The organism is Bacillus sp. FSL L8-0193 (genome assembly GCF_037976065.1).
Taxonomy (GTDB): Bacteria; Bacillota; Bacilli; order Bacillales; family Bacillaceae; genus Bacillus; species Bacillus paralicheniformis.
This window is the reverse complement of the sequence record NZ_CP150261.1, coordinates 2172442-2199215: the sequence shown is the minus strand read 5'-3', so window position 1 is coordinate 2199215 and position 26774 is coordinate 2172442. Positions and strand designations below refer to the sequence as shown.

Annotated in this window: 16 protein-coding genes; 7 read left to right on the top strand and 9 right to left on the bottom strand. The window is 47.2% G+C overall.

All coding sequences use genetic code 11. From position 1 onward, the window contains the following. Positions 1-2: 2 nt before the first annotated feature. From MHH76_RS10880 to ppsA, 3 genes are all read right to left on the bottom strand, one after another. Positions 3-2042, bottom strand: coding sequence for a molybdopterin oxidoreductase family protein (locus MHH76_RS10880; protein WP_268441376.1), 2040 nt, complete (start codon positions 2040-2042; stop codon positions 3-5). Between the two features lie 146 nt (positions 2043-2188). Further along, entirely contained in the window at positions 2189-3613 is a 1425-nt protein-coding gene (locus MHH76_RS10875; protein ID WP_026579590.1) for an MDR family MFS transporter, read from the bottom strand. Positions 3614-4051: 438 nt separating this feature from the next. Further along, on the bottom strand, positions 4052-6646 hold the full coding sequence (gene ppsA, locus MHH76_RS10870) for a phosphoenolpyruvate synthase (protein ID WP_043054338.1): 2595 nt from the start codon (positions 6644-6646) through the stop codon (positions 4052-4054). Between the two features lie 342 nt (positions 6647-6988). Here ppsA and MHH76_RS10865 point away from each other — a divergent pair, with 342 nt between their 5' ends. Beyond that, positions 6989-7705, top strand: a complete 717-nt coding sequence (locus MHH76_RS10865) for a 3-ketoacyl-ACP reductase (protein ID WP_020451729.1) — start codon at positions 6989-6991, stop codon at positions 7703-7705. Between the two features lie 46 nt (positions 7706-7751). On the opposite strand, the gene MHH76_RS10860 is transcribed toward MHH76_RS10865, so the two are convergent. The 5 genes from MHH76_RS10860 to MHH76_RS10840 all read right to left on the bottom strand — a co-directional run bounded on the left by MHH76_RS10860 (position 7752) and on the right by MHH76_RS10840 (position 14934). After that, the gene (locus MHH76_RS10860; protein WP_080781403.1) at positions 7752-8966 is read right to left on the bottom strand and encodes a cytochrome P450; all 1215 of its coding nucleotides are present in this window, start codon (positions 8964-8966) and stop codon (positions 7752-7754) included. 236 nt (positions 8967-9202) lie between these two features. Then, positions 9203-11026 carry an ABC transporter ATP-binding protein gene (locus MHH76_RS10855; protein WP_020451727.1) on the bottom strand — a complete coding sequence of 608 codons (1824 nt, stop codon included), beginning with the start codon at positions 11024-11026 and terminating at the stop codon, positions 9203-9205. After that, the gene (locus MHH76_RS10850; protein ID WP_043054337.1) at positions 11023-12750 is read right to left on the bottom strand and encodes an ABC transporter ATP-binding protein; all 1728 of its coding nucleotides are present in this window, start codon (positions 12748-12750) and stop codon (positions 11023-11025) included. The genes MHH76_RS10855 and MHH76_RS10850 overlap by 4 nt, the downstream gene beginning before the upstream one ends. After that, positions 12747-13220, bottom strand: coding sequence for a MarR family transcriptional regulator (locus tag MHH76_RS10845; protein ID WP_025811346.1), 474 nt, complete (start codon positions 13218-13220; stop codon positions 12747-12749). Before MHH76_RS10845 ends, MHH76_RS10850 begins: the two co-directional genes overlap by 4 nt. Positions 13221-13359: 139 nt before the next feature. Then, entirely contained in the window at positions 13360-14934 is a 1575-nt protein-coding gene (locus MHH76_RS10840; protein ID WP_043054336.1) for an alkaline phosphatase family protein, read from the bottom strand. Between the two features lie 130 nt (positions 14935-15064). On the opposite strand from MHH76_RS10840, the gene MHH76_RS10835 reads away from it, so the two are divergent. Both MHH76_RS10835 and MHH76_RS10830 read left to right on the top strand, forming a co-directional pair. Continuing rightward, positions 15065-16981, top strand: a complete 1917-nt coding sequence (locus MHH76_RS10835; RefSeq protein ID WP_043054335.1) for a di-heme oxidoredictase family protein — start codon at positions 15065-15067, stop codon at positions 16979-16981. Between the two features lie 69 nt (positions 16982-17050). Beyond that, positions 17051-17215, top strand: a complete 165-nt coding sequence (locus MHH76_RS10830) for a hypothetical protein (protein ID WP_020451723.1) — start codon at positions 17051-17053, stop codon at positions 17213-17215. 156 nt (positions 17216-17371) lie between these two features. Here the strand turns inward: MHH76_RS10830 and MHH76_RS10825 are convergent, their stop codons facing one another. Next, entirely contained in the window at positions 17372-18274 is a 903-nt protein-coding gene (locus tag MHH76_RS10825; RefSeq protein ID WP_020451722.1) for a LysR family transcriptional regulator, read from the bottom strand. A gap of 148 nt (positions 18275-18422) precedes the next feature. On the opposite strand from MHH76_RS10825, the gene gltB reads away from it, so the two are divergent. The 4 genes from gltB to MHH76_RS10805 all read left to right on the top strand — a co-directional run bounded on the left by gltB (position 18423) and on the right by MHH76_RS10805 (position 26760). Continuing rightward, complete coding sequence (gltB, locus tag MHH76_RS10820; protein ID WP_043054334.1) at positions 18423-22988, top strand: glutamate synthase large subunit; 4566 nt, start codon at positions 18423-18425, stop codon at positions 22986-22988. 16 nt (positions 22989-23004) lie between these two features. Beyond that, a complete protein-coding gene (gene gltD / locus MHH76_RS10815) occupies positions 23005-24486 on the top strand; it encodes a glutamate synthase small subunit (RefSeq protein ID WP_020451720.1) in 1482 nt (493 codons plus the stop codon). A gap of 233 nt (positions 24487-24719) precedes the next feature. Next, positions 24720-24920, top strand: coding sequence for a hypothetical protein (locus MHH76_RS10810; RefSeq protein ID WP_020451719.1), 201 nt, complete (start codon positions 24720-24722; stop codon positions 24918-24920). 139 nt (positions 24921-25059) lie between these two features. Continuing rightward, entirely contained in the window at positions 25060-26760 is a 1701-nt protein-coding gene (locus MHH76_RS10805) for a DUF6044 family protein (RefSeq protein WP_230631866.1), read from the top strand. Positions 26761-26774 lie beyond the last annotated feature (14 nt).

The window sequence follows — 26774 nt, the reverse complement described above, 5'->3', positions numbered from 1 at the left end:
GTTCATATTTTTTCAATTTGAACTCTTCCAGAAAAGAAAGTTGCACCACCGCCCATATCAGCTAAACGATCGGGCGTCAGCGCATTGACGAGATAATGTTTTCCTTCTGCATCCGCCCATAATCCTTGGCTTGCGGCGACGCCCGGAAGGACGTTTTCTCCGACGGCAGCGGGCAGGATGCATGATCCGCGGTCATTCCAAACTTTCACCAAATCTCCATTTTCGATGCCTTTTTCTTCGGCATCCTTTATATTTAAGTGAAGTTTCGGCTCCTTTTCTAATTTAATATGCTTTTCATTGTTTGAAAAGGTCGAATTTAAAAAATTGTGATTCGGTCCGGGCACAAATAAAAATGGATACTTGTCTGTTTCAACAAGCGGGGTATGAGTCGGCAGGCCCGGATAGCCGTGCTGCTCCATCATTTTTGAATACAATTCAATTTTTCCGCTCGGCGTTGGCAGTTGATCAGGAAAAATTGTTTTCCGATTTGCTTTGACAAAATGCTTTTCAGTCAGGCTGTCGTAGTCAATGCCATCGAGCCACGGATTATCAGGGTAATCAAGCGCCTGTCTGATCATCTCTTCGTCGGAATCTTTCAGCGGCTCATCATCAAAGCCCATCGCCTCAGCCAAAAGTCTAAATACTTCTGTATTTGACTTGCTCTCACCATATTTCTCAATAACAGGCTGCTGAATTTGCGCATAATGGTGCCAATATGACGTATAGAAATCCGTGTTTTCAAAAGCGGAAGAAGCCGGCAGGACAATATCGGCATACCGTGCCGTTTCCGTCAGGAATAAATCGTGAACAACCGTGAATAAATCTTCGCGCTCAAGCCCTTTTCTGACTTTGTTTGCCTCCGGCGCGACGACGGCCGGATTGCTGCTGTACACAAACAGCGAACGGATCGGAGGTTCGGTTTCTAAGAGAGCTTTGCCGAGCTGATTCATGTTGATGACTCTCGGCGTTCTGCCTTTTAATAAATCGGGGCGCTGCAAAGCTTTTGTATTATAGGCCAAAAATGCCGTGTTGCCTTTGATCGCCCCGCCTCCTTTTATTGTCCACTGGCCCGTGATCGCGGGCAGGCACGCGATGGTGCGAACGATCATTCCTCCATTGTCATGATGCTGAAGACCGTTGCCGATCCGGATCAGGGAAGGGGAGGTGCGGCCGTACAAGCGGGCGAGCTCGATAATATCATTCCGGGATACGCCGGTGATTGCCTCTACAGTGGCGGGATCGTATTGCAGTACATGGCGACGGAGCTCTTCATGGCCGACTGTAAATTCTTTCAGAAATGGTTCATCAGCCAAATTTTCCTCGAATAAGACATGCATAATGCCAAGCGCAAGCGCGCTGTCCGTGCCGGGACGAATCGGAATAAACCAATCCGCCATCCGCCCTGTCTGATTTTTATGAACGTCGATCACAACGATTTTTGCACCGTTTTTCCGGGCTTTTTGAGCAATAGTGATTTGATGCATGTTGGTTGAGACTGCATTGATTCCCCAAAAGATAAACAGTTTTGTTTCCGTTGTATCTTCAGGGTCTGTGCCGATGCTTCCGCCCATCGTGTATTTATAGCCGACAGAACCGGCAGGAGTGCAAATCGCCCGGTCAAGCTGGCTCGACCCGAGGCGGTGAAAAAAGCGCCTGTCCATTCCTTCAGCCGTCAAATTCCCCATATTGCCGTAAAAGCTGTAGGGCAGAATGCTTTCGGGGCCTTCCTGTTCAATGAGCGACTGCCAGCGGGAGCGAATCGTTTCAATTGCTTCATCCCAGCTGATCGGTTCAAAAATCCCGTCACCTTTTGGACCCGTCCGTTTCAGCGGAGTTTTCAGCCGTTTGGGATCATAAATACGCTCCGTCATATTGCGGACTTTATTGCAAATATTGCCCTGTGTGACCGGATGATCCGGGTCGCCTTGTATTTTAACGATTTTTCCGTCTTTTTTATGAACGAGCAGCCCGCATTGATCCGGGCAGTCGAGCGAACATACGGATTTGAAAATCCCGTCTTTTTGATCAACAAATGACTCCATGGAATCCGTTCCTTTCCGATAAAATGAATATGATTCTAGCATTATATCACAAAATCTCGTCAATTCTGAAAATAAGAGCCGAAAGAATCGCGGCAGAACAACGATAAAAAAGGATGCCCCTGGAAGGACATCCTTTAAGTTTTTGTTTATTCTTTATCAAAATCAGGCGCGACCGCTTTTTTAATAAATAAAGCGGTAAAGAAAGCGATACAGCATAAAGCAAGCGCAAACCAGTAGGCATGGTGAACACCGTGTGTCATCGCTTCATGCACGATTTGTGGGCTTGCGGCTTCTTGTCCGGCAAGATAGCTTTTCTGGCCTTGGCTCATGATGCTGACGAACACCGAAACACCGAGTGCGCCTGCAACAGGCTGAAGCGTGTTGGCGATTGCCGTTCCATGAGGATATAAATGTTTCGGCAATTCGTTTAATGCATTCGTCTGCGCAGGCATCATGATGGCTGAGATCGACAGCATCAAGATGATGTACACAATAATAAACGCCCAGACCGGCACAGAAGGATTGATCCTGCTGAAGAAAAACATCACGCCGACGAGAACGATCGTACCCGGAATGATGAGTTTTCTCGGCCCGAACTTATCGAATAAAGCGCCCATGGCCGGTGACATGAGACCGTTTAGCAAGGCCCCGGGCAAAAGTAAAAGCCCTGCTGCTTTGGCTGTAAAACCAAGCGGTCCTTGCAAATACATCGGCATCACGATTTCGGAAGCGAACATCGCCATAATGACAATCACAAATAGGCAGACCCCGCGCGTGTAATTTTTATAGGCGAACACACGCACATCGAGCAACGGTTGTTCAAGCTTCAGCTGACGAAGCACGAACAACACGATACTGATCAGGCTGACGATGATTACACCGATGATCAGAGGGGACTGAAACCCTTCCGGAGCCTCTCCGGCACTGCTGAATCCGTATACGATTCCGCCGATCCCGATGGTTGAGAGAACGATCGATAAAAAATCAGCCCGCGGGCGCGTCGCTTCTCCGACATTTTGCAAATACTTCACCGCAAACAAGATTGAAAATACTGCAAAAGGGATGACGATAATAAACAGCCAGCGCCAGCCGAGGATGTCAACAATGACGCCCGAAAGAGTGGGGCCGATCGCCGGAGCAAACATGATGACCAAACCGAACGTCCCCATGATTTTCCCGCGGACTTCAGGCCGATAAATGAGCAAGAGCGCGTTCATAATAATAGGGATCAAGAGACCTGTACCGACCGCCTGAATCATGCGCCCCGTCAAGAGCATCGGAAAATTCACTGCACAAGCGGCGATGATGGTTCCGACTAAAAAAATCGACATGACGCCGATAAACATCTGTCTTGTCGTGAACCATTGAATCAGTAAAGCGGAAATAGGCATTAAAACACCCATGACAAGCATAAATCCGGTTGCCAGCCATTGAACAGTCGGGGCATCAACGTGAAAGACTTCCATCAGCTCTGTTAATGCGATGTTCAACAGCGTTTCATTTAATATTGCAAAAAATGCACCAATCATGAAGGTGACTAATATTGCTTTGGAATTAAACTTTTTCTCCATATCAAACCTCCTGTAATACAATTTACCCAAAAACATGACGACAAATGATATGTAGGATTCCCAGATATCCGGAGTCCCAATTTGTTTCTTTCGTTTTTCATCTTATATAATAACGTGTCTCCACCGCCGTTCATTGTTTTTCTTCATGATTGGCAACTATATGAGTATACTCGGTTTCACCCATATTTACAATAAAATTGTCAGGTTCATCTTTTGAAGTTAACGTATGGATGATTATGAAAAGACAGGGAGGGAAGGACATAGATCATCTTTTCAGTCAAATCAGCCGATTATTACAGGTATAATTTACCTGTATTGCTGGCAGCTGTTCTGACTGAAGAAAATTATCTCCGGATCCTTTCCCTGATAGATACTAAATCTGAAGAGTTCTTTTAAATGCACTGTCGACTCCCGTATTTATTTGGGCAACAGACACCATTACAATATTTCGATATATCCCTCTGTGCCATGCACGCGAATTTGTTGCCCATCTTTTATCAGCCCAGTCGCATTCTCCACTCCGACGACTGCCGGCAGGCCATATTCGCGTGCGATCACTGCTCCGTGGGTCATCAATCCGCCGACTTCGGTGACCAGGCCTTTTATGGATACAAATAATGGTGTCCAGCCTGGGTCGGTAAAGGAGGTGACTAATATATCTCCATCTTCCAGATCGGCATTTTCCATGTTTAAAATGACACGTGCTCTTCCTTCTATCACTCCGGAAGAAACAGGCAGGCCTGCAATCGCATTAGGCGGCAAATTTTCTCGTTTGTACGCACTTGTAATGATTTCGCCATCAGACGTGATCACACGCGGTGGAGTTAGTTTTTCATATAATTTGTACTCGTCTTTCCGTTTGCTGATGATCTGGTTATCTATTTTTTTTGTGCGTGCGACTTCGTGAAGCTCTTCAAAAGTGAGGTAGTATATATCTTCTTTTTCATGAATAACGCCCGCTTGTACGAGTTGTTCGGCTTTTTTCAGCAATGCCTGCTTATATACGAAGTAGCGACTGACTATGCCGTATTTTGGATATTCCCGGTAGCCGATGAAATTCCGGATGAGGTTGATCATTCGTTTTGTTTCTTTCGCTTTTTGTTCACCATCCGGCAATTGCTTCAATCGATCAATTAACTCTTGTTCTTTTTCCAAAGCAGCCCGCCGCCCTTGCTCAAACTTTCGATTGCCGGCGTTAGGCTCGAAGTTTTTGATATGACTAAGAATCATGGGGACAAGTGTAATTGGTTTTTCACTCCAGCGAGGTCTTGTAATATCAATTTCTCCAGGACAACGCATTCCGTATTTGCTGAGATAATCATAAATAGCGTCTTGGATTTCCTTTCCACCATTAAACTTAACCAGTTCATCGAGAAAGTGATCTTCTTTTGCATGCTGCAAATAATCAATCACTTCTGGATAAGGGCGAATCACATCCGCGACATCCATCAGCGCCAGACCCATTTCCGAAGTAATATTGCCCGGTACAGATTGAGAAAGGGTATCAGCGGCGTTTTTTTCGCCTAGCCACTTGTTCATGTTTTCATTGATCCATGTTGTCGCATTTATAGCAGCCATAAACACAGCCGTACTTTGCGGGTCAAATACGATCTTCTTTAATTGCTGGATATCTTCCAGTATAAAATCAAACAAATCCGATCCCGATTTCGCTTGGATGTTTTGCTTTAACTCTTCGATCGATGTTTGATTGCGCTTCATCAAATCAGAAACGATTGTCGGATCGTTCTCGAATTGCACCGGCATATCTGTTTGACCGTTGCCCGGAATCGGTGCTGTTTGATCATTTGGCATCAATTTTATAAAATCTCGCTCGATTACGGTCATGAGTGCGTCTTTTGTAAGCGGATCTGCTCCCACGGTGTTTAATAAAGCTTCCCGGCCGGCACGTGTCGTCAGCCTAGGCGCAACATCAACAAACAATCTCCCGCCGGCTTTACGCATAGGTGCAGGAGTAATTAACAGATAAAAAGACAAGCCCAACGGTTTAATGGGATCAGTCATCATTTGCTGATGACCAACAGATAGATAGACGTGATTTTCTTGATCATTCGCTTCAGGGATCGGGAATAAAGTCGTGATCGGCCGGCTCTGAACAATATAAAATGTATCATCAGCCAAACACCATTCGATATCTTGCGGCTGGCCGAAATGAGCTTCGATCTGTCTTCCGATACGTGCCAGCTGTAAAATTTGCCCGTCAGTGAGTGCTTGAGACATCTGCTGATCAGGATCGATCTGCTTTGTCTCTGTTCCGCCTTGTGCTCGTCCATAAATCGCCAATTTCTTGGCTGCTATTCTCTTATCGGCGATTTGTCCGTTTTGCACTTTATAACAATCGGCAGAGACCAAGCCGGAGACCAGAGCTTCTCCAAGTCCAAAACCGGCATCGATTGAAAGCAGTTTCCGGTTGGAAGTCATCGGATCAGCGGTAAATAAAATTCCTGAAGCATGCGGGAAAACCATCTTTTGAATGATAACGGATAAATAAACTTGCCTGTGATCGAATCCATTCTGCATACGGTAGATGACCGCGCGCTCCGTGAACAGGGAAGCCCAGCATTTGCTGATATGCTGCAAGATCGCATCCTTGCCGATAACATTTAAATAGGTATCTTGTTGACCTGCAAAAGAAGCATGCGGCAAATCCTCGGCAGTCGCGCTAGAACGCACTACATAAGCATGTTTCTCGCCAAATTGAGAGAGATAGTGAGCAACTGCTTTCACAACATCAGCAGGAATTTCTGCTTCCATAATGATTTGCCGAATCTTCCTGCTGATGTCACTAATTTGATTCCGATCCTCAACTTTTAGCATGGCCAGTTGAGCCAGCAACGCTTGGAACGTTTCGTTTCCTTTGACGGCTTTTTGAAATCCTGCTGTCGTGACGCAAAAGCCTTCTGGTACTTGTATTCCTTGAATTTTTGATAATTCCCCTAAATTTAACCCTTTTCCCCCGACAAGCAAAAGCTGTGTTTTTTCCATTTCATGAAAACCGAGAACGAAATGACTCATTCTGCATCTCTCCTTCGAAAAAAAATTTGACAAGAGCTTTCCGATATGGTAGACTTAAAATGTAAGATGGGATATCTATGACATTTAATTTTAAACGTGCGTGATCTGATTATATCATCGCGTCTGTTTTTATGCAATATTAAAAGAACCTGGTAAAACCATGGTTCTTTTTTTGTTTCTTCATGCAATCGAATATAACGATGGCCGATTTAATCCGGTCGGTTCGCGGAAGATGCCAGCTGCGCAGGCGGTTTATTCTTCACAAGTCGTCATATTTGCAAAAACGTAGTTTGTTTTCCTATAATTTAAACGTGTGATACATATAGAAAGGAAGTTTTTCATATGCAATCTTTACAAAACAAAACCGCTCTGATTACAGGAGGGGGAAGAGGGATCGGCCGCGCCACAGCGATTGCCCTTGCAAAAGAAGGTGTACATATCGGCCTTATCGGCCGTACAGCTGCGAATCTTGAAAAAGCAGCAGAGGAATTAAAGGCGTTCGGCGTAAAAGTATCTGTAGCCGCAGCTGACGTAAAGGATTTAACAGCTGTAGAACGTGCAGTCCAATCCGTAAAAGGAGAGCTTGGACAAATCGACATTCTCATTAACAATGCCGGGATCGGCGGGTTTGCAGGATTTCTTGAGCAATCCCCCGAGGAGTGGGAAAATATTGTCCAGGTGAATCTGATGGGAGTTTATAATGTAACACGCGCCGTTCTGCCTGAAATGATCGAAAGAAAAGCCGGCGATATTATTAATATTTCTTCTACAGCAGGCCAAAGGGGAGCAGCCGGGACAAGCGCCTACAGCGCGTCTAAGTTCGCGGTACTCGGACTGACCGAATCGCTGATGCAGGAAGTCAGAAAGCACAATATCCGCGTGAGTGCTCTTACACCGAGCACGGTTGCGACGGACTTGGCAATCGACTCCAAATTAACAGACGGCAATCCGGAACGCGTCATGCAGCCTGAAGATCTGGCGGAATACATGGTTGCCCAACTTAAACTGCATCCGCGCATTTTTATTAAATCAGCGGGCATGTGGTCTACAAACCCTTAAACAATCAGGAAAGGACAGGCTTGAAACAGCCTGTCCTTTTTTCGTGCTATTTTTGCGAAAGGCGTACGGGGAGATGACGGACGCCGAAGACAAACGGACTTTGAATCGCTTCAAGCTCCTCTGAGCTGTCCTTTTCCACGGATGCATGCCGCAGCAAGTAATCGAGTGCGACTTTCGCTTCAAGCCGGGCAAGGGGAGCACCGAGACAAAAGTGGATGCCGAAGCCTAAGCTCATATGAGGGTTTGATTTACGATCAAGCTTAAAGCTGTCAGGGTCGTCAAATTTCAGTTCGTCACGGTTCGCTGAAGCGACCCAGTTGATCACCGTGGAACCTTTTGCAATCCGCACGCCTTTGATGTCAAGGTCTTCAGCCGCCGTGCGGCCGATTGCTTGCACGGGCGGATAATACCGCAGTGTTTCTTCAACAAAAACAGGAACGAGGGACAAATCTTGCCTTACGGCTTCCTGTGTGGCTTTGTCTTCGGTGAGATAGCGGACGCTGTTTGCGATCAGGTTAGTTGTCGTTTCGTTGCCTGCGACCAAAAGAATGATGCAAAAATTCAGCAGTTCTTCTTCTGTCAGCGACTTGCCGTCAACTTCTGCCCGTAGCAAAAGCGAAATCAGGTCGTCTTTTGGCTCTTTTTTGCGCTGCTTGATAATGTTTTTAAAATAATCCGCCAAAAACCGATTGCCTTCTTCACGGCGTTTGTACATCTGTTCAGCGGCTTCAGCCGAGCGGTCTTCCGCACCTGCGACAAGGATGTCTGAATAATGTTTAAACATGAGGCGGTCTTCAGCCGGAACGCCCAAAAGTTCAGCAATGATAATGACGGGAAGGGGAGCAGCCAAGTCATCCACCACATCAAACAAATCCTTCTGTTTCGCTTCGTTAAATAAAAAAGCCGTCACTTCTTCGATATGCGGCTCAAGCTCTTTCACCGCTTTCGGCGTAAAAGCTTTATTAACGATGGCCCTCATTTTTGTGTGTTTCGGCGGGTCCATTGTTAATATGCTTTTTCCTTCCATATTACCGCCGCGTTTTGAAGAGAAAAGCTTCGGGTTTTTTAACACGAATTGAACGTCTTCATACGAAAAGATATCCCAGCATTTTCGCTCATCATCGTAACGCACAGGAGACGTCTTTCTGATCCGGTTATAAATCGGGAACGGAAACAGCCGGTCATTACTGGAGCTGATTTCTTTCATCGGAATCCAATTGGCATAGTGCTTGCTTGATTGAAGTGAATTTGAATTTGCCACGTCAACTCTCTCCTTTAACATGAATCGTTTATACATGATGAACCGGTTCAATCTTTACGTTATCACTATTTTTACAACGGTTTCAACGGACATATCATGAAAAAATTGTCAATTGGCCGAAAGTATCGGATCTAAAAAAGGAAAAAAGGCGAGGTATGCTCACAACACCGGGAACATCAGCTCAGAGATGGATGAAAAAAACGAGGCCGCACCTGATCAGGTACGGCCTCGATCTTTCAGCTTACGGCTTCTTCCCGGGAGAACTGGCTGTTATACAAATCGGCGTAAAAACCGTTCTCGCGGAGAAGCTCTTCATGGCTGCCTTTTTCAATAATATCTCCGTTTTTCATCACAAGAATCAGGTCGGCATCTTTAATGGTAGAAAGACGGTGGGCGATGACAAAACTCGTGCGGTTAGCCATCAGTTTGTTCATCGCTTTTTGAATATTCATTTCCGTCCGGGTGTCGACACTGCTAGTCGCTTCATCCAATATTAAAATCTTCGGATCGGCTAAAATGGCTCTCGCGATCGTGAGGAGCTGCCGCTGCCCTTGCGAGATGTTTTGGGCATCTTCGCCCAGTACCGTATCATAGCCGTCCGGCAAGGTACGGATAAAATCGTCGGCATAGGCGGCTTTTGCCGCCCTGATGATGTCTTCATCTGTTGCGCCATCACGTCCGTAGGCGATGTTTTCGCGGATGGTGCCGTTGAACAGCCATGTGTCCTGCAAAACCATCGCAAACATGCTTCTGGCCTGTTCGCGCGACAGTTCGCTGATGTCAGTGCCGCCGACCTTGATGCTGCCTTTGTTTAATTCATAAAACCGCATCAGCAAATTGATGATCGTCGTTTTTCCTGCACCAGTCGGTCCGACGATCGCAATTGTCTGGCCTTCTTTGGCATGGAGGCTTAAATCGCGGATGACCGGAACGTTTTTATCATAGCCGAAGGCGACACGTTCAAACGATACATCGCCTTTTAATGCGCCGGTATCGATGGAAGCCGGCGTTTCCTCGGTTTCCTCGTCTTCGTCTAAAAGACTGAACACCCTTTCGGCGGATGCGATTGCCGATTGGATTGTATTCGCGATTCCGGCAGCTTGAACGAGCGGCTGGGAAAATTGCTGCGTGTATTGGATAAAAGCCTGCACGCCTCCGATTAAGAGGGTGCCGTTAAGAACGAAAATACCGCCGGTTATGCTGACAAACACATAGCCGAGGTTGCCGATGAATGTCATGATCGGCATCATCAGACCTGAAATAAACTGCGCTTTCCAGCCTGACTGGTAAAGACGCTCATTCACTTCATCGAATTGCTGAATCGCTTTTTCTTCATGACCGAATGCCTTTACTTCCTGGTGCCCTGTAAACATCTCTTCAACGTGTCCGTTGATGTCGCCGAGTTCTTTCTGCTGCGTGCCGAAGTGTTTCTGCGAAAATGAGGCGATAAATCGGACAGCGAGCATGCTGAGCGGAACCGTGATGAAGACGACGAGCGTCAGCACAGGGCTGATCAGGAGCATCATGACGATGATTCCGACTATCGTAATGACAGACGTAATCATTTGCGTCAGCGCCTGCTGCAGTGACGTATTAATATTGTCAATATCATTGACGGCGCGGCTGAGCGTATCGCCATGCGAATGCTTGTCATAGTACTTTAAAGGGAGTCGCGTCAGCTTTTCATTCACTTCCTGGCGCATTTCGTATATCGTTTTCTGGGCTACGCCGGCCATCAGGTATTGCTGCAAGAACGTAAAGAAAGCAGAAAGCAGATACAGTCCTGCCAGGATCATCGTGATCCGGCCGAGAAAGCCGAATTGAACACCGGTGCCTTCTGTAAAGCTTGCGAAAAGGGAAGAGGTCGCATCTCCGAGAAGTTTTGGACTGATGACATTAAACAACGTCGCCAATATTGCAGCACAGACAACGAGCACCAGCTGGAAGGTCCGCGGTTTTAAATAGCGGGCCAATCTCAAGAGGGTCTTTTTAAATTCTTTCGGTTTTGTCTCGTGCATTCCTTTTGGTATCGAGCCGTGATGCTTTTGTTGTTGGCTCATGCGCTTTCCTCCTCGGCCTGCTGTGATGCCACAATTTCCTGGTAAATTCCATTTTCAGCAAGCAATTGTTGATGGGTGCCGATATCGGCTATTTTTCCTTCATTTAATACGATGATTTGGTCCGCATCTGTAATCGTGCTTACCCTTTGGGCAACAATAATGACGGCGGCATCAGCGGTGGTTTTCTGAAGCGCTTTTCTCAGCTTTTGATCCGTTTTGTAATCAAGCGCCGAAAAGCTGTCGTCAAATAAATAAATTTCCGGTTTTCTGACCAATGCCCGGGCGATGGAAAGCCGCTGTTTCTGGCCGCCTGAAAGGTTGGCTCCGGCCTGCTCGATATCAGATTCAATTCCATTTTCCTTGCCTTCCACAAACTCGGAAGCCTGTGCCGTTTCAAGTGCTTCCAAAATTTCTTCATCTGTTGCATCTTCTTTGCCAAATCGGATATTGTCCTTGATCGTCCCGCTGAATATTGAAGCTTTTTGCGGGACATAGCCGATTTTCGCGCGAAGCTCCTTTTGCGCCATCTTTCTGACATCTGTTCCGTTGACAAGCACAGACCCTTTTTCAATATCGAAAAATCTCGGGATCAATTGAAGAATCGTCGTTTTTCCGGCCCCTGTGCTGCCGATGATCGCAGTCGTTTCACCCGGTTTTGCCTTGAACGTAATATTTTCGAGAACGGGCTTTTCAGCTCCGGCATAACGAAAAGTCACATCTTGAAATTCCACATAACCGCGCAAGCCGCTGTCTTTCTGCGGCTCTTTCGGATCGGTAATCGAAGGCACTGTTAACAGCACTTCGTTAATGCGGTCGGCAGATGCCTGAGCCCTTGGGATCATCACGAATGTCATCGCAAGCATGATCAGCGCGATTAGAATCATGGATGCATATTGAAGGAAAGCCATTAAGTTCCCGACCTGCATGCTGCCTTGATCGATGCGGATGCCTCCGAACCAGATAATCGCGATGTTCGTGAAATTCATCATAATCATCATGACAGGAAATAGAAAAGCCATGATTCTGTTGACGGCGATGCCTGTATCGCGAAACTCTTCGTTTGCCTTTTGAAAACGGGCTTTTTCTTGATCAACTCGGTTAAAGGCGCGAACGACGCGAACTCCAGTCAAACCTTCCCTGAGAACAAGGTTGAGACGATCCGTCTTTTTTTGAAGAACGCCGAATAAGGGAACAGCTTTTCTTGTAATGAGAAAAATCAGCCCCGCAAGGATCGGGAGAGCGGCCAGAAATATAATCGACAGCTTGGCATCTCTGGACACGGCAAGCACAATACCGCCGACCAGCATTAACGGCGCTCTTGTCATCAATGAAAGCATCATGTTGAGTACATCCTGGACTTGCTTGACATCATTTGTGGTACGGGTAATGAGAGAAGCAGAACCGATTTTTCCGAATTCATCCATTGAATAGTGTTCAACTTTGACAAACAGCTTGCGCCTGATATCCCTTCCAAAGCCGAGGGCTGTTTTCGAAGCGAAAAACGCTTTTCCGACAGTCATGATGATGGCCAGAAGGGAGCAGGCGATCATCCAGCCTCCGGTTCTCAATATGAATGGCATGTCGCCGTTCACGATTCCGACATCAACGACATCTGCCATTAACGTCGGCAAATAAAGCTCAAGCACACTGCTCAGCAAAGTAAAAACAGCGACAAGAATCACTTGCAGCTTATAAGGCTTTAAATATTTTAAGAGTGAGATCATTTTTCAACCTTCTTTTCACTTGTTTTTTCTCCGTGTTCGATAAACTCGGATAACTTATGAATCAAATCGGCGAACTGCCTGCTTTCATCCTCGCCCAGAAACCGAGTGAGCTGCAGGAACCACCGGTTCAGCCCTTTAAGCGCATCGTCCGCCGCTTTTTTTCCTTCATCGGTTAAAAAAATCCGGACGATCCTCCTGTCATCCTCATCCATGCGCCGAAAAACGAGCCCTTTTTTTTCCATTCTGTTCAACATCTGCGTGACGAAAGGGGAGGTGACATGCAGAGCGCGGCTGATTTCGGATGCCATTTTGCCTTCACCGCTTGCTTCATTTAAAAGCATCAGCGCTTTTGCCTCAGTCTTTTTCCATTCAACTGCAGGAAAAGACTGCTTCATTTCCGCATACCGCAGCCGGTTGAAAGCTTCGATCAACTGCACAACGGTCTTGCGGCTGACTTTATCTTGTTTCATAAAAAGCACCTGCTTCTCCATTTTAATTAATTAAGTAAATAAACTAAAACACGGTATTATCATACATAGAACAACAAAAGATTGTCAAAGAAGAAACTTATAAAAAAGAAAAAACCCGATCATTGATGACATGACCGGGTCATTGTACGAGCTTCATAAAAAAATCTTTCATTTCAAGGTGGCGAAGATGTTCCGGAACTTTTTCCGAACCGACGATGATCATCGGAGCCAAGCTATCCGTTTTATAAAGTGAGCCATGGCCGCCTCCGCCAAAATGGAGGGGAGACTTTTCGCCGGCAAATTGGAACCCGGGTTTCGCGTCGGCGATCACAAACTGTCCGCGATGCGAATGCATGGCGCTGTACAGGCGGGCAAGAGCATCCGGGTAATCGCCGTATTGGATCGAGACGCCGTCTGCTTTAATGTCCAATAAAGAAAAATCTCCGCTGATCGTCCATGACTGCCCGTAAGGATCTTGATAGCCGCCTTTTGGACGAAACCGAAGCGGTTTTAAAGAACGCTTCGAATCAACATATATCCAGCCGCTTTTTTTCCACGCTGTGAAAGCGATCCGTTCGTCTTTTTTCAATTCATTGACGGCACCTTGCAGCGGCATGTTTCGATCCGTGACATAAATGTATGCCATTCTGTCGTTTACTGCAAAAAGAAGCTGGGCGTTTCGATCGTGGGCTTCGTTTATTTTAGCGATCCGGTATCCTTTAAAAAGCGAATGAAGCCGGATGGCGGCCTTGTCTTTATCGCGTCCGATCGCTGTCTGCCCGCCATCACCCATGACGACCCATACCGCTTTTTCGGCCGCATCGCGCCAAGAATCATATGCATTCAATATACACTGCAGCTGCTGGTCCATTTTTTCGAGGCCTTTCATGTCCATCGGGCCTTTTTTGTGTGCATCATGGTCAAAATCGGGCAAGTAGGCGACAGTCAGCGCAGGAAGCTTCCTCTTTTTAATTAAATAGGCCACTTCCTGTGCTGTGAACTTGTCGTTAACGCCATAACCTTGCCAAATATGATGGTAGGAGTTATTGGGATCGAGCTGGGCAAAGCGGCCGAACGAAAAAAGAGCCGGCCCGTTTACCGTCATATGTTCAGGCATCAATTTAAGCTTTTTGAGCGGGGGCGGGATATTTAATTCGTGGCGGTCAGGCCCTCTGTATATGAGCCCGTTGATGGATGCCGACTGTTTTCCTCGCACTTGCAAATCATCATGGACCGTTGTCACCTTTCGGCTTAAATGGCGGTGATTAAGAGAAAATATCCCGTCTTCGATCGTTTGTTTGATGCCGAGTGTCGCGATTTCTTTTTTATCGCTCCCGTAATTCACAATTCTCTGTTCATCCTGATTATACCAGACGAGCCCGGGAACGCGGTGGATATTCGGATAAGTTCCGGTGAGCAGGGTGCTGTCAATCGAAACCGACATGGTCGGATACGCGTTTACCACTTCAGGTTCATAATGACCGTTTTCAAGAAAGAATTTTAATGCCGGGGCGCGGCCTGCTTGAATCGCTTTTTTCAAAGGCTGATCCATCAAAGAGTCGATGATAAGGACAATGACCGGTTTTTTGGAGGATTTGACGGCCTCTGCTTCTTCATCCGGGAGTCCCAATTTTTCATTCCCGGCATTCAGCCATATAATAAATGAAATTAACGCACATATAAAAATGGCAAGAACAATGCTTAGCTTTTTCAAAATGGCCTCATTCCTTTAATCCCATCATATGCATATTCTGGCATGGGACGCCGGAAGTTATAGCTGGTAATACGTTCTAAATGATTCACGGCAGCTCTGGGGAATCCTATTCAATTAGAAAGGTGGGTCAATGATGAAAAAGCATAAATGGTTAGCCGCATTTGCTATCATCGCGATTTTAGCCGTAATTGGCTATATCACGGTCAGACATCTTGAACCGGAATATGTATATATGCCTCCTAAAGAAAAAGTCATCTCAAAAGAAAAACGAGTGCACGGATACGATCTATGGGGAGCATTTACACCGGACAAGCCCGCCTCCGCAGAGGAGGGAGCTGTAAAGGTTGATGACCGCCTTCTCGACTTGGGACGGGAGACATTTTATAAGGAAACTTTCGGCAACGAAGTGTTTTTGACAGATATCATCGGACTCCTTGACGGTCCCATTACAGCAGCCAACATGACGAAAGCCATTGCCGGATTGAAAGGGAAAGGGACGACGAACTTGCGCATCGAATTAGCTGAAACGGTTAAGGTCGGCGGGAAAATCTTTAAAAAAGGCGAGAAGATCGACACCGGCATTGATGTTCCAAAAGGGGCATACGCACCGCTCGGCATGCCTTTCAAATACGCTGACGGAAAAATCAAAGCCGGCATCAGCTGTGCGGCCTGCCACGCCGCAGTCGATCCGAAAACGATGAAGGTGATGGAAGGCGTGACAAACTCTGATTTAAATACAGGGCTGATGCTGGCGCTGGCGACAAATTCAGCGGCTTATTTTACACATGCCGAAATTGATAATATTCAACAATTTATGAATGATAAAAGCCCTGTGATCACTGCCAGAAACGGCAAAAAAGAACGCCTTCCCGATCCGGACCGCCTCGAAGATGCGGTCGATCGCATTTTCCTGAAGTGGCCGAGAGGTTTTTTCGACTCGACGATCGATATGAAAAGCAATCCCACGCAGATTCCGGATGCCTATACATTGGGCGACCATCCGTACAGCTGGAGCGGTTCGGCAATGGCCGGTCCTTTTAAAGGCTTGACTGTGTTCAGCAATAATGTTCATGCGCAAAATTCGGACAGCCTCTCGCAAGCCCCGGCAAGCCGGGCGCTTTTCGGCATGAGCGAAGATGTTTATAATGGGACGATCCTGCAAAGGGCTCCCGTCTCAACATACAGGTATCAGTCGAAAAAAAAGGAAAGTCCGACTGCGTTTTTCAAAAAAGCCGATCCCACTCCCGGAGTACCGGGCGTCAACCAAATGGTCAAGCCGCCAAACTATCCTAACATCACATTGGCGGCGCCCGACGGCGTACTTGTGAGCTCACCCGGACGAAAAGTGAATGAAGAAAACAACGCTGTATCCGCCTGGCAAAATACACTTAGACCTCCTGATCCGCGGCAAAAAACCGACAGCCAAACCGTCAGGCGCGGCAGGCGTGTTTTTGAACAAGCGGGCTGCATATCCTGTCATGCCGGCCGGTATTTGACGAACAACAAGGTCATCTCGGTTGAAAAAATCGGAACCGAGCCGACAAGGGCCCGGTCTTTTAAGAAAACGGAAAACATATTCGGGAAAAGCCTTATTCATTCGCCTGACACACCGGTGCCTCTGCCGCGCAAACCGAAGATCCTGAAAGTCCCGACAGCCGGGTTTGACCCCGAACAGATCAAGCTTTCCTGGGCGCAGGGAGATTCCAAAGGCGGGTACAAAGTGCCGAGTCTGATCGGCGTTTACTGGCGCGCTCCTTATTTGCACGACGGAGGGGTTGCAGTGGGAAGCTCATTAAAAGAGACAGGCTTACCAAAGACGGTCATAAAAGGTAAGCAGGCGGATCCTTATAACAGTTTGCTGGCGATGATCGACAGAGATTTAAGACAGCAGGTCGTCAAAAGCAATTCGGAATCGCCCGACTTAAAAGCGGTCAGGGTAACCGGCAAAGGGCATGAATTCTGGATCGACGCCAAAAGCGGCTTTTCCGAACAAGAGCAAAAGGCGTTGATTCATTATTTAATCCATGCCGATATGCCGAAAAAGTAAGGAATAAAATGAAACGATAAGCCGCCTGAATGGCGGCTTTTTTTAAAACTTCATCACGGGAGCGGCGATATGATCGCCTTTTCGGTCCTTTGTGACGGCGCGATCCGGCTGACGGAATATGTCATTCACTTCAGCGGTTTTGACGAGTCAAAGGCCGGTTCCAGGCTGCAGCCAGTGCAGGCGAGTCCGTTTCCAGGCAGAAAAAACTGGCGTCAGTATGAAAAATCAGCATAAAAAAAGGGGATAAACATACATATATAAGATGTGCTTTTTACAATAGAAGAGATGCGCAGAGAATAAAAGGACAGAAAATTCAGACATTAATCATTGTTTATGATAAAATGAAAACAGCCAAGCTTTTGCGCCCGGCTGAATTCGTTGTCATACTGGCTATTGGTATTGCTGAAGGCGAGAAAAAAACTTCTTTACGAACTGATAAAAGACTTTTGCAGAAGGGGAAAGCTCCCTGTTTTTAGGGGTGATGATTCCGACTGTGCGCTTTACTTGAGGATAATCAATCGGGATCTTCTTTGTAAAACGGGGAGCCGTTTCATTAAAGGCGCTTTCCGGCAAAAGCGTCACACCCATATCAGCAGAAACCAGCCCTTTGATCGCATCCAAATCTTCGCCCTCTGAGGAAATTTTAGGCGTATATCCTACTTGCTTGCATGCATCAACAGCCATTTTTCGAAGGATGTATCCGTCTGGAAACAGCACATACTGATCATTTCTGAGATCGCCGAGATGAAGGCTTTGCTGGCCTGATAGGGGATGATTGATCGGCACGAGTGCCAAAAGGCTTTCCGAAAACAAAATGTCCCCTTTAATCTCAGCGATATTTGACGGAACAGGACCGAGAAAAGCCAAATCGATATCCCTGTTTTTCACCGCTTCGATTAAAAATTTATAAGATCCCTGCCTTAAAAGAAAAGCGACATGAGGATGCTCCTCTTTAAAAGCGGAAATAACCGTCGGGAGGAACTGGCCCGCAAGGCTTGTCGGGAAACCGATTTTAACGGTCCCGCGATTCGGGTCCAAATACTCATCGATTTGTTCCTTCGCGAAATCGATCGCTTTCATCGCTGTTTTAATATGGTCTAAAAACTGTCTCCCGATCGGAGTCAGCTTCACATTGCGGCCTTCGCGCTCAAACAAATCAACACCGAGCTCTTCTTCGAGATTGGCGATCTGCCTGCTGATCGCCGACTGAGCGACATGAAGGTGCATGGCCGCTTCCGATACGTGCTCTCTTTCTGCAACTTCCATAAAATAATGCAATTGGCGTAATTCCATCGTTGTTTCACCTGCTCATCTCAAAATGAGATAGTTTTAATCTAAATTATATATTGTTTGTATAGATTTGAAAACCTACAATAGGATTAGAGTTTGTAAGATTTTATGACCGGGGACAAACGGGAAAAATGAACGGGGGAGAGGAACAATGACTTATAATCAACTACCAAAGGCACAAGGTCTCTACCGTCCTGAATTTGAACATGATGCATGCGGAATCGGCCTTTACGCTCATTTGAAGGGCCTTCCTACTCATGATATTGTCAAAAAAGGATTACAAATGCTTTGCCAATTAGACCACCGGGGCGGTCAGGGCAGTGACCCGCATACCGGAGACGGAGCAGGCATCATGATGCAGATTCCGGATGCTTTTTTCAAAAAAGTCTGCGCCGGTTTCAACTTGCCTGAAAAAGGACGCTACGGCGTCGGGATGATCTTCTTTTCTAAGGATGACAGCGGGCGCGAAAAAACCGAAGCGCGCATTAACGAGCTGATCGAACAGGAAGGACAGACGGTGCTCGGCTGGCGAACTGTACCTGTAAATGTCGGAAAAATCGGAACAGTCGCACAGAAAAGCGCGCCAGTCGTCCGCCAGGTATTCATCGGAGCAAATGAAGCGCTGAAAGACAATCTGGCATTCGAACGGAAGTTGTACATCATTCGCAAACAGGCCGAAAATTGGGCGAAAGAACACGACAAAACGTTCTATTTTGTCAGCCTCTCTAGCAATACCATCGTATATAAAGGACTTTTAACGCCCGAGCAGGTTGATGCTTTCTATGAAGATTTACAGGACGAGGACTTCGTCTCAGCTTTTGCATTGGTTCACTCCCGTTTCAGCACAAACACGTTTCCGAGCTGGGAAAGGGCACATCCGAACCGCTATCTGATCCACAACGGGGAAATCAATACGCTGCGCGGCAATATGAACTGGATGAAAGCGAGGGAGCAGCAGTTTGTTTCCGAAGCGTTCGGCGAAGACTTGCCAAAGGTTTTGCCAATCCTCGATGAAAACGGAAGCGACTCCTCGATCCTGGATAACGCTTTTGAATTCTTTGTTCTGGCTGGAAGGAATCCGGCCCATGCTGCAATGATGCTGATTCCGGAGCCGTGGAACGAGAACCCGTACATGTCAAAAGAAAAGAAGGCATTTTACGAATATCACAGCTCTTTAATGGAGCCATGGGACGGCCCGACTGCGATTTCATTTACAAACGGAAAACAGATCGGAGCCATTTTAGACCGGAACGGGCTCAGACCCGCTCGCTATTATGTCACTAAAGACGACTACCTTATTTTTTCCTCCGAAGTCGGCGTGATTGATGTCGAACAGGAAAACATCTTATATAAAGACCGGCTGGATCCCGGGAAAATGCTTCTTGTTGATCTTGAAGAAGGGCGGATTATCTCCGATGAAGAAGTCAAATCCGAAATCGCCGGGGAGTTTCCGTACCAGGAATGGCTCAGTAAAGAACTGGTTCATGTCTCAAACGATATTGAGGAAACCGAAGAAAAATCTGTGCCTGACCTATTGACCCGCCAAAAAGCATTCGGTTTTACGTACGAAGATATTCACAAATATTTAATTCCTGTCATTACAGAAGGCAAAGACCCGCTCGGTTCAATGGGCCACGATGTCCCGCTGGCGGTGTTGTCAGACCGTCCGCAATCGCTGTTCAACTATTTTAAACAGCTGTTTGCACAAGTTACAAATCCGCCGATTGATGCAATCCGTGAGCAGATCGTCACTTCGACATTGACATGGCTCGGAGCGGAAGGCGATATTCTCCATCCGAATGAAAGCAGCTGCCGCCGGATTAAATTGTATACACCGGTCTTGACAAACGCACAGTTCAATTCTTTAAAAGGACTTGTGCATAAGGATTTCAAAAGCAAGACGATTCATACGCTCTTTACAGACGACTTGAAGAGCGGCCTCGAAGATATGTTTAAAGAAGTGGACAGAGCGATCGCCGAAGGCGTGACTCTCCTTATTTTATCCGACCGCAAAATGGACGGTCAGAAAGCGCCGATTCCTGCGCTGCTAGCCGTCAGTGCCTTGCATCAGTATTTAGTCCGCGCGGGAAAACGTACGAAAGTCAGCATTATCGCCCAATCCGGTGAAGCGCGCGAAGTTCACCATTTTGCCGCCTTGATCGGCTACGGAGCGGATGCCATTCATCCGTACCTCACGTATGCGACATACAAGCAGGCGATTGAAGACGGAGCACTTTCCATCAGCTATGAAGAGGCCGTTACAAAATACAGCAAAAGCGTGACAGAGGGCGTCGTAAAAGTGATGTCCAAAATGGGTATTTCCACTGTTCAAAGCTACAGGGGCGCACAGATTTTTGAAGCGGTTGGGATCAGCAAAGACGTCATAGACAGCTATTTCACAGGAACGGCATCACAGCTCGGCGGAATCGGTCTGGATACGATTGCCGAAGAAGCGAAGCGCCGCCACAGGGAAGCGTATGAAGATACATTCAGCGAAACGCTTGATTCGGGAAGCGATTTTCAATGGAGAAAAGGCGGGGAGCACCACGCTTTTAACCCGAAAACGATTCACACGCTGCAATGGGCATGCCGCAAAGGTGATTACAGCCTGTTTAAACAATATTCGAAAGCAGCTGATGAAGAAAGAATCGGTTTTCTCCGCAATCTCTTCTCATTTGATGAAAACCGGAAGCCGCTGCCGCTTGAAGAGGTCGAATCTGCTGAATCGATTGTGCGCCGCTTTAAAACAGGGGCGATGTCATTCGGCTCTTTAAGCAAGGAAGCCCATGAAGCGCTGGCGATTGCAATGAACCGTCTCGGCGGAAAAAGCAACAGCGGGGAAGGCGGAGAAGATCCGGCGCGCTTTACCCCAGACGCAAATGGCGATAACCGCCGCAGCGCGATCAAGCAAATCGCTTCAGGCCGTTTCGGTGTGAAGAGCCATTATCTCGTCAATGCCGATGAGCTGCAAATTAAGATGGCGCAGGGTGCAAAACCTGGAGAAGGCGGACAGCTTCCTGGCAACAAAGTGTATCCATGGGTTGCTAATGTACGCGGATCTACGCCTGGGGTCGGCTTGATTTCACCGCCGCCGCACCACGACATCTACTCGATTGAAGATTTGGCGCAGTTGATCCACGATTTGAAAAACGCCAACCGCGATGCACGGATCAGTGTAAAGCTTGTCGCTAAAGCCGGTGTCGGCACGATTGCAGCCGGAGTCGCCAAAGCGACTGCCGATGTCATCGTCATCAGCGGCTATGACGGGGGCACTGGAGCCTCACCGAAAACAAGCATTAAGCATACCGGCCTTCCGTGGGAGCTTGGACTCGCAGAAGCTCATCAAACACTGATGATGAACGGTTTGCGCGAACGCGTCGTATTGGAAACAGACGGCAAATTAATGACCGGCAGAGACGTTGTCATGGCTGCGCTTTTAGGAGCCGAAGAATTCGGTTTTGCCACAGCGCCGCTCGTTGTTCTCGGCTGCGTTATGATGAGAGCCTGTCATTTGGATACTTGCCCTGTCGGGGTAGCGACGCAAAACCCTGAGCTGCGCAAAAAGTTCATGGGCGATCCGGATCACATCGTGAATTACATGCTCTTTGTCGCAGAGGAAGTTCGCGAATTGATGGCCCGGCTCGGTTTCAGAACAGTTGATGAAATGGTGGGCCGCACGGATGTCCTTCGTGTCAGCGAACGGGCGAAAGCACATTGGAAAGCGGGTCAGCTCGATTTATCAAACCTGCTATATCAGCCGGAAGGCGCACGCACATTCCGTACGCCGCAAAACCACAAAATCGATGAATCACTTGATATTACGCAAATTCTACCCGCCGTCCAGTCAGCTGTTGAAAACGGCACGTCTGCGGAAGCATCCTTTGAAATCCGCAACATCAACCGTGTAACAGGAGCCATAACCGGAAGTGAAATTTCTAAGCGCTACGGCGAAGAAGGCCTCCCTGAAGATACGATTACGCTCAGATTCACAGGTTCAGCGGGGCAAAGCTTTGGCGCGTTCGTACCAAAAGGAATGACAATGTATTTGACAGGGGATGCCAATGATTATATCGGCAAAGGTCTTTCAGGCGGAAAAATCGCCGTCAAAGCGCCTGACGAATTCAACCCTGCATTCCGTGAAAATGTTATTGTCGGAAATGTTGCGTTCTACGGTGCTACAAGCGGAGAAGCTTATATTAACGGACTCGCCGGCGAACGGTTTGCCGTCAGAAACAGCGGAGTCAGCGTTGTCGTTGAAGGCATCGGCGACCATGGCTGCGAATACATGACCGGCGGACGCGTCGCTATTCTCGGCGACGTCGGCAAAAACTTTGCCGCGGGCATGTCAGGCGGAATCGCCTACGTGTACACCGAAGACAAAAAAGCCTTTAAACGGAAATGCAATCCTGAAATGATCGAATTTGAAACACTTGAAGCACCTGAGGAAATCGCCGAACTGAAAACGATGATCGAAAACCATTACAGATATACTGAAAGCTCAAAAGCAGCTTCGATACTTGATCATTGGGAAGAGGCCGTCGGCCGGTTTGTGAAAGTGATTCCGAAAGACTTCAAGCAAATGATAGAGCGGATTAAAGAGCAAAAAGAAGCCGGCTTGTCTGATGAAGAAGCGCTGATGTACGCGTTTGAAGCCGGTACGAAGCAAAAGATTGAACCGTCTGCGGCTGCTTCATCAAAAGAAGCGGTGGCACAGTAAGAAAGGGGAGGGGAAAATGGGCAAAGCAACAGGATTTATGGAATTCAAGCGGGAAAAGCCTGCTGAACGCGATCCTCTCACACGGATAAATGACTGGAACGAATATTCGTCTCCATTTTCTGAGGAAGCATCAAAAAGACAGGGAGCGCGCTGCATGGACTGCGGCACCCCCTTTTGCCAAATCGGCATGGATATAGGCGGTTATACGTCAGGATGTCCGATACACAATTTAATCCCTGAATGGAACGACCTCGTTTACAAGGGAAGGTGGAAAGAAGCGCTTGACCGCCTTCTGAAGACAAACAACTTCCCTGAATTCACGGGGCGGGTCTGTCCGGCGCCTTGCGAGGGCTCTTGTACGGTGGCGATTTCCGACCCGGCCGTATCCATCAAAGGGATCGAACGGACGATTATTGACAAAGGATTTGAAAACGGATGGATTCAGCCGCGGATTCCGAAAAAACGGAGCGGCAAAAAAATCGCGATCGTGGGCTCAGGGCCTGCCGGTCTGGCAAGCGCCGATCAATTGAATCAAGCGGGGCATTCGGTCACTGTTTACGAGCGCAGCGACCGCCCGGGCGGCCTGTTAATGTACGGCATTCCAAGCATGAAGCTTGAAAAAAGCGTTGTCGAACGCCGCATCAAACTATTGACGCAGGAAGGCATCGACTTTGTCACCAATACGGAAATCGGCAAAGATATTACAGCCGACGAGCTAAAAGAACAGTACGATGCGGTTATCCTTTGCACAGGAGCCCAAAAACAGCGCGATCTCTTGATTGAAGGCCGGGAAGCAAAAGGTGTCCACTTTGCCATGGACTATTTAACAGGCACTATAAAAAGCATGCTCGATTCGAATTTTAAAGATAAACAGTTTATCAATACGAAAAATAAAGATGTCATCGTCATCGGCGGGGGAGATACCGGAGCAGACTGCGTTGCAACGGCCTTGCGCCAAAAAGCGCGAAGCGTCGTCCAGTTCGGCAAACATCCGAAGCTGCCCGATACAAGAACCGCCGAAAATATGTGGCCTGAACAGCCGCATGTCCATTCACTGGACTATGCTTATGAAGAGGCGCAAGCAGCATTCGGCAGCGATCCGAGACAATATTCGATCCAAACGAAAAAGCTAGTCGCAGACAAAAACGGCCATTTGAAAGAACTGCATACGATTCAAATGAAAAAAGTAAAGAATGATCAAGGAAAATTTGAGTTTCACGAAATTCCGGGCACGGAAAAAGTATGGCCTGCTCAATATGTCTTTATCGCTATCGGCTTTGAAGGAACGGAACAGCCGCTGCTTGAACAATTCGGGGTAAATACGGTGAGAAATAAAGTTGACGCAGCATACGGGGAATTTAAAACGAATGTCGATGGAGTCTTCGCAGCAGGGGATGCGAGAAGAGGACAGAGCCTGATCGTTTGGGCGATTCACGAGGGACGCGAAGTCGCCCGTGAGGTTGACAAATATTTAATGGGAAGTTCTGTACTGCCATAAAACAAAGGGGTTTTCACATCATATAAATAAAGCCTGTCCTGCGACCTTCTTTAGGTTGACAGGGCAGGCTGTTTTTTTGTTTGCTTCACAATATTCACCTGCTGATTCGACTTGCCATATCGTTATTTGTTCGAATTTATACAAAGGCAATGATAAAAAAATTGTGTACGTACTCCATTTAATGGTATATAACATAACCTAAAGTATGCAACGCAATAAAGGAGGCTATAACAGTGGAAGAAACTTATCAATATCAAGATGACTGGACGGATGCGGATAGACAGCAGCCTTTTACTTATGGCGGCTACGGCGGCTACCCCTATCCGCGGCCAAGACCGCGCCCTAGACCGAGACCGCCGTTTTATCCGTATCCATTCTTCTATCCGTTCTTTCCTTTTTATCCATACTACCCTTACTACCCGTACCCTTGGTAATGGGTAAAGCGAAGCTGTCTGGTGAAACAGACAGCTTTTTTCATTTTGATGAATTTTTCAAAACGCTTCCACGAATAATAACAGCGATATGATAAAAGCTCTATATTTCCAAAAGAGAACAAAATTGGATGTGGTATTCGTGTCGTTATTCGTCAAAAAGACCAGCAAGGAAAAGCGATATTTAATTTTCGCATTCAGTGTCATTCTTCTCTATGTCCTTCCGCTTTACATATTAAATGAAGACGCTCATATCCGCGTGCATGACAACCTGGATTCCAACATTGCATGGTATAAGGTGCTGGCGGAAAGCGGTCAACTGCTCGGCGGTGTTAAAGCCGTTATTCCGCAAATCATCAACGGACTGCCGCGGGATGCTTACGGAACGGAATGGAGCGGCATTGTCTGGCTTCATGCCTTGTTTCCCTCGATGACCGCATACGCTATAAGCCAAACGATCACGAGGGTGTTTGCCTTTGTCGGGATGTACCTGCTGCTGAAAAGCCATTTGATTCGCGATGAAAAAGCGTATTTCATCAGAATCGCGGTATCACTTGCTTTTGCCCTGACACCCTTTTGGCCTTCGGGAATGCTCAGCACGCTTGGCCATCCTTTAGCTTTATGGGCTTTTTTAAACATCAGGGCAGGAAGAGACTCATGGAAAGAATGGGCGACCCTTGCGCTTTTGCCGCTTTACTCAAGCTTTGTGCTCGGTTTCTTCTTTTTCCTAGCAGCCGTTTCACTGATTTGGCTTTATGATTTGGTTTCAAAGCGCAGCTTTAACCTTCGCTTTCTCGGAAGCATCGCTCTCATGACGGGCATTTTTCTGGCGATAGAATACCGGCTTGTTTATTCGGTTTTCGCTTCAGGCGAAACGATGCATCGGGTTGAATTTATTTCATCCAGGCATGACATCCTTCATTCGTTTCGGCTGTCATTTAAAAATTTCGTGCTCGGCCACAATCATGTCATGACCGTCCATACGGCGGTGATCCTGCCTTTGATTGTGCTCACTTTTGGGCTCGTCGTTGCGAGACAACGAAAAAAGCGGCCAAGAGAAGAAAAGCTGTTCATCTTTTTATTCATTTTAAATTATGCGCTTTCTTTATGGTATGCCCTCTGGTTCAACAAGCTGTGGGCGCTTCCCAAGGAAAAGATCAGTCTGCTTTCGGCATTCAATTTCGCGCGTTTTCACTTTTTGCGCCCTCTTGTGATATACGCAAGCTTTGCAGTTGCATGCTACATATTGTGGAAAATGGGGAAGAGATGGCGGCGCTTCGTCCATGCCGCGCTGGTCGCCCAGCTGTTCGTGCTTATACCGTTTCATGAAGAGCTGACTTACGGCGCATACCACCATGCCCCGACCTTTCGGGAATTTTATGCATCAGATCAGTTCAAACAGATCAAACGGTTCATCGGCCGGTCTCCCGATTCCTACCGGGTGGCGAGCATCGGCCTGCATCCCGCGATTGCGCAGTATAACGGTTTTTACACACTTGATACGTATGCCAATATTTATCCGCTGAAGTACAAGTATCAATTCCGGAAAATCATCGCCAAAGAGCTTGATAAAAATCCGGTCTTGAAACGCTATTTCGATGAGTGGGGGAGCCGCTGCTACTTGTTTGTTGACGAGCTCGGAAAACATTACGCGTTCAAAAAGAGCACGAAGAAAAAAATCACGAACCTCGAATTGAACACTGAAGCGTTCAAAAAAATGGGGGGGCGATATATTTTTTCTTCGGTTCCGATTATGAATGCAGAACAAAACAAGCTGGCGTTTTTAAAGCGGTTCAGCCACCCGCAGTCCGCTTGGAACATCTATGTATATGAAGCGAAATAAGCATCGATAAGGAG

Bases quoted from the DNA above. Each gene is read 5' to 3' on its own strand.
- MHH76_RS10880 (WP_268441376.1), bottom strand. From the start codon at position 2,042: ATGGAGTCATTTGTTGATCAAAAAGACGGGATTTTCAAATCCGTATGT.
- MHH76_RS10875 (WP_026579590.1), bottom strand. From the start codon at position 3,613: ATGGAGAAAAAGTTTAATTCCAAAGCAATATTAGTCACCTTCATGATT.
- ppsA (WP_043054338.1), bottom strand. From the start codon at position 6,646: ATGAGTCATTTCGTTCTCGGTTTTCATGAAATGGAAAAAACACAGCTT.
- MHH76_RS10865 (WP_020451729.1), top strand. From the start codon at position 6,989: ATGCAATCTTTACAAAACAAAACCGCTCTGATTACAGGAGGGGGAAGA.
- MHH76_RS10855 (WP_020451727.1), bottom strand. From the start codon at position 11,026: ATGAGCCAACAACAAAAGCATCACGGCTCGATACCAAAAGGAATGCAC.
- MHH76_RS10850 (WP_043054337.1), bottom strand. From the start codon at position 12,750: ATGATCTCACTCTTAAAATATTTAAAGCCTTATAAGCTGCAAGTGATT.
- MHH76_RS10845 (WP_025811346.1), bottom strand. From the start codon at position 13,220: ATGAAACAAGATAAAGTCAGCCGCAAGACCGTTGTGCAGTTGATCGAA.
- MHH76_RS10835 (WP_043054335.1), top strand. From the start codon at position 15,065: ATGATGAAAAAGCATAAATGGTTAGCCGCATTTGCTATCATCGCGATT.
- MHH76_RS10830 (WP_020451723.1), top strand. From the start codon at position 17,051: ATGATCGCCTTTTCGGTCCTTTGTGACGGCGCGATCCGGCTGACGGAA.
- MHH76_RS10825 (WP_020451722.1), bottom strand. From the start codon at position 18,274: ATGGAATTACGCCAATTGCATTATTTTATGGAAGTTGCAGAAAGAGAG.
- gltB (WP_043054334.1), top strand. From the start codon at position 18,423: ATGACTTATAATCAACTACCAAAGGCACAAGGTCTCTACCGTCCTGAA.
- gltD (WP_020451720.1), top strand. From the start codon at position 23,005: ATGGGCAAAGCAACAGGATTTATGGAATTCAAGCGGGAAAAGCCTGCT.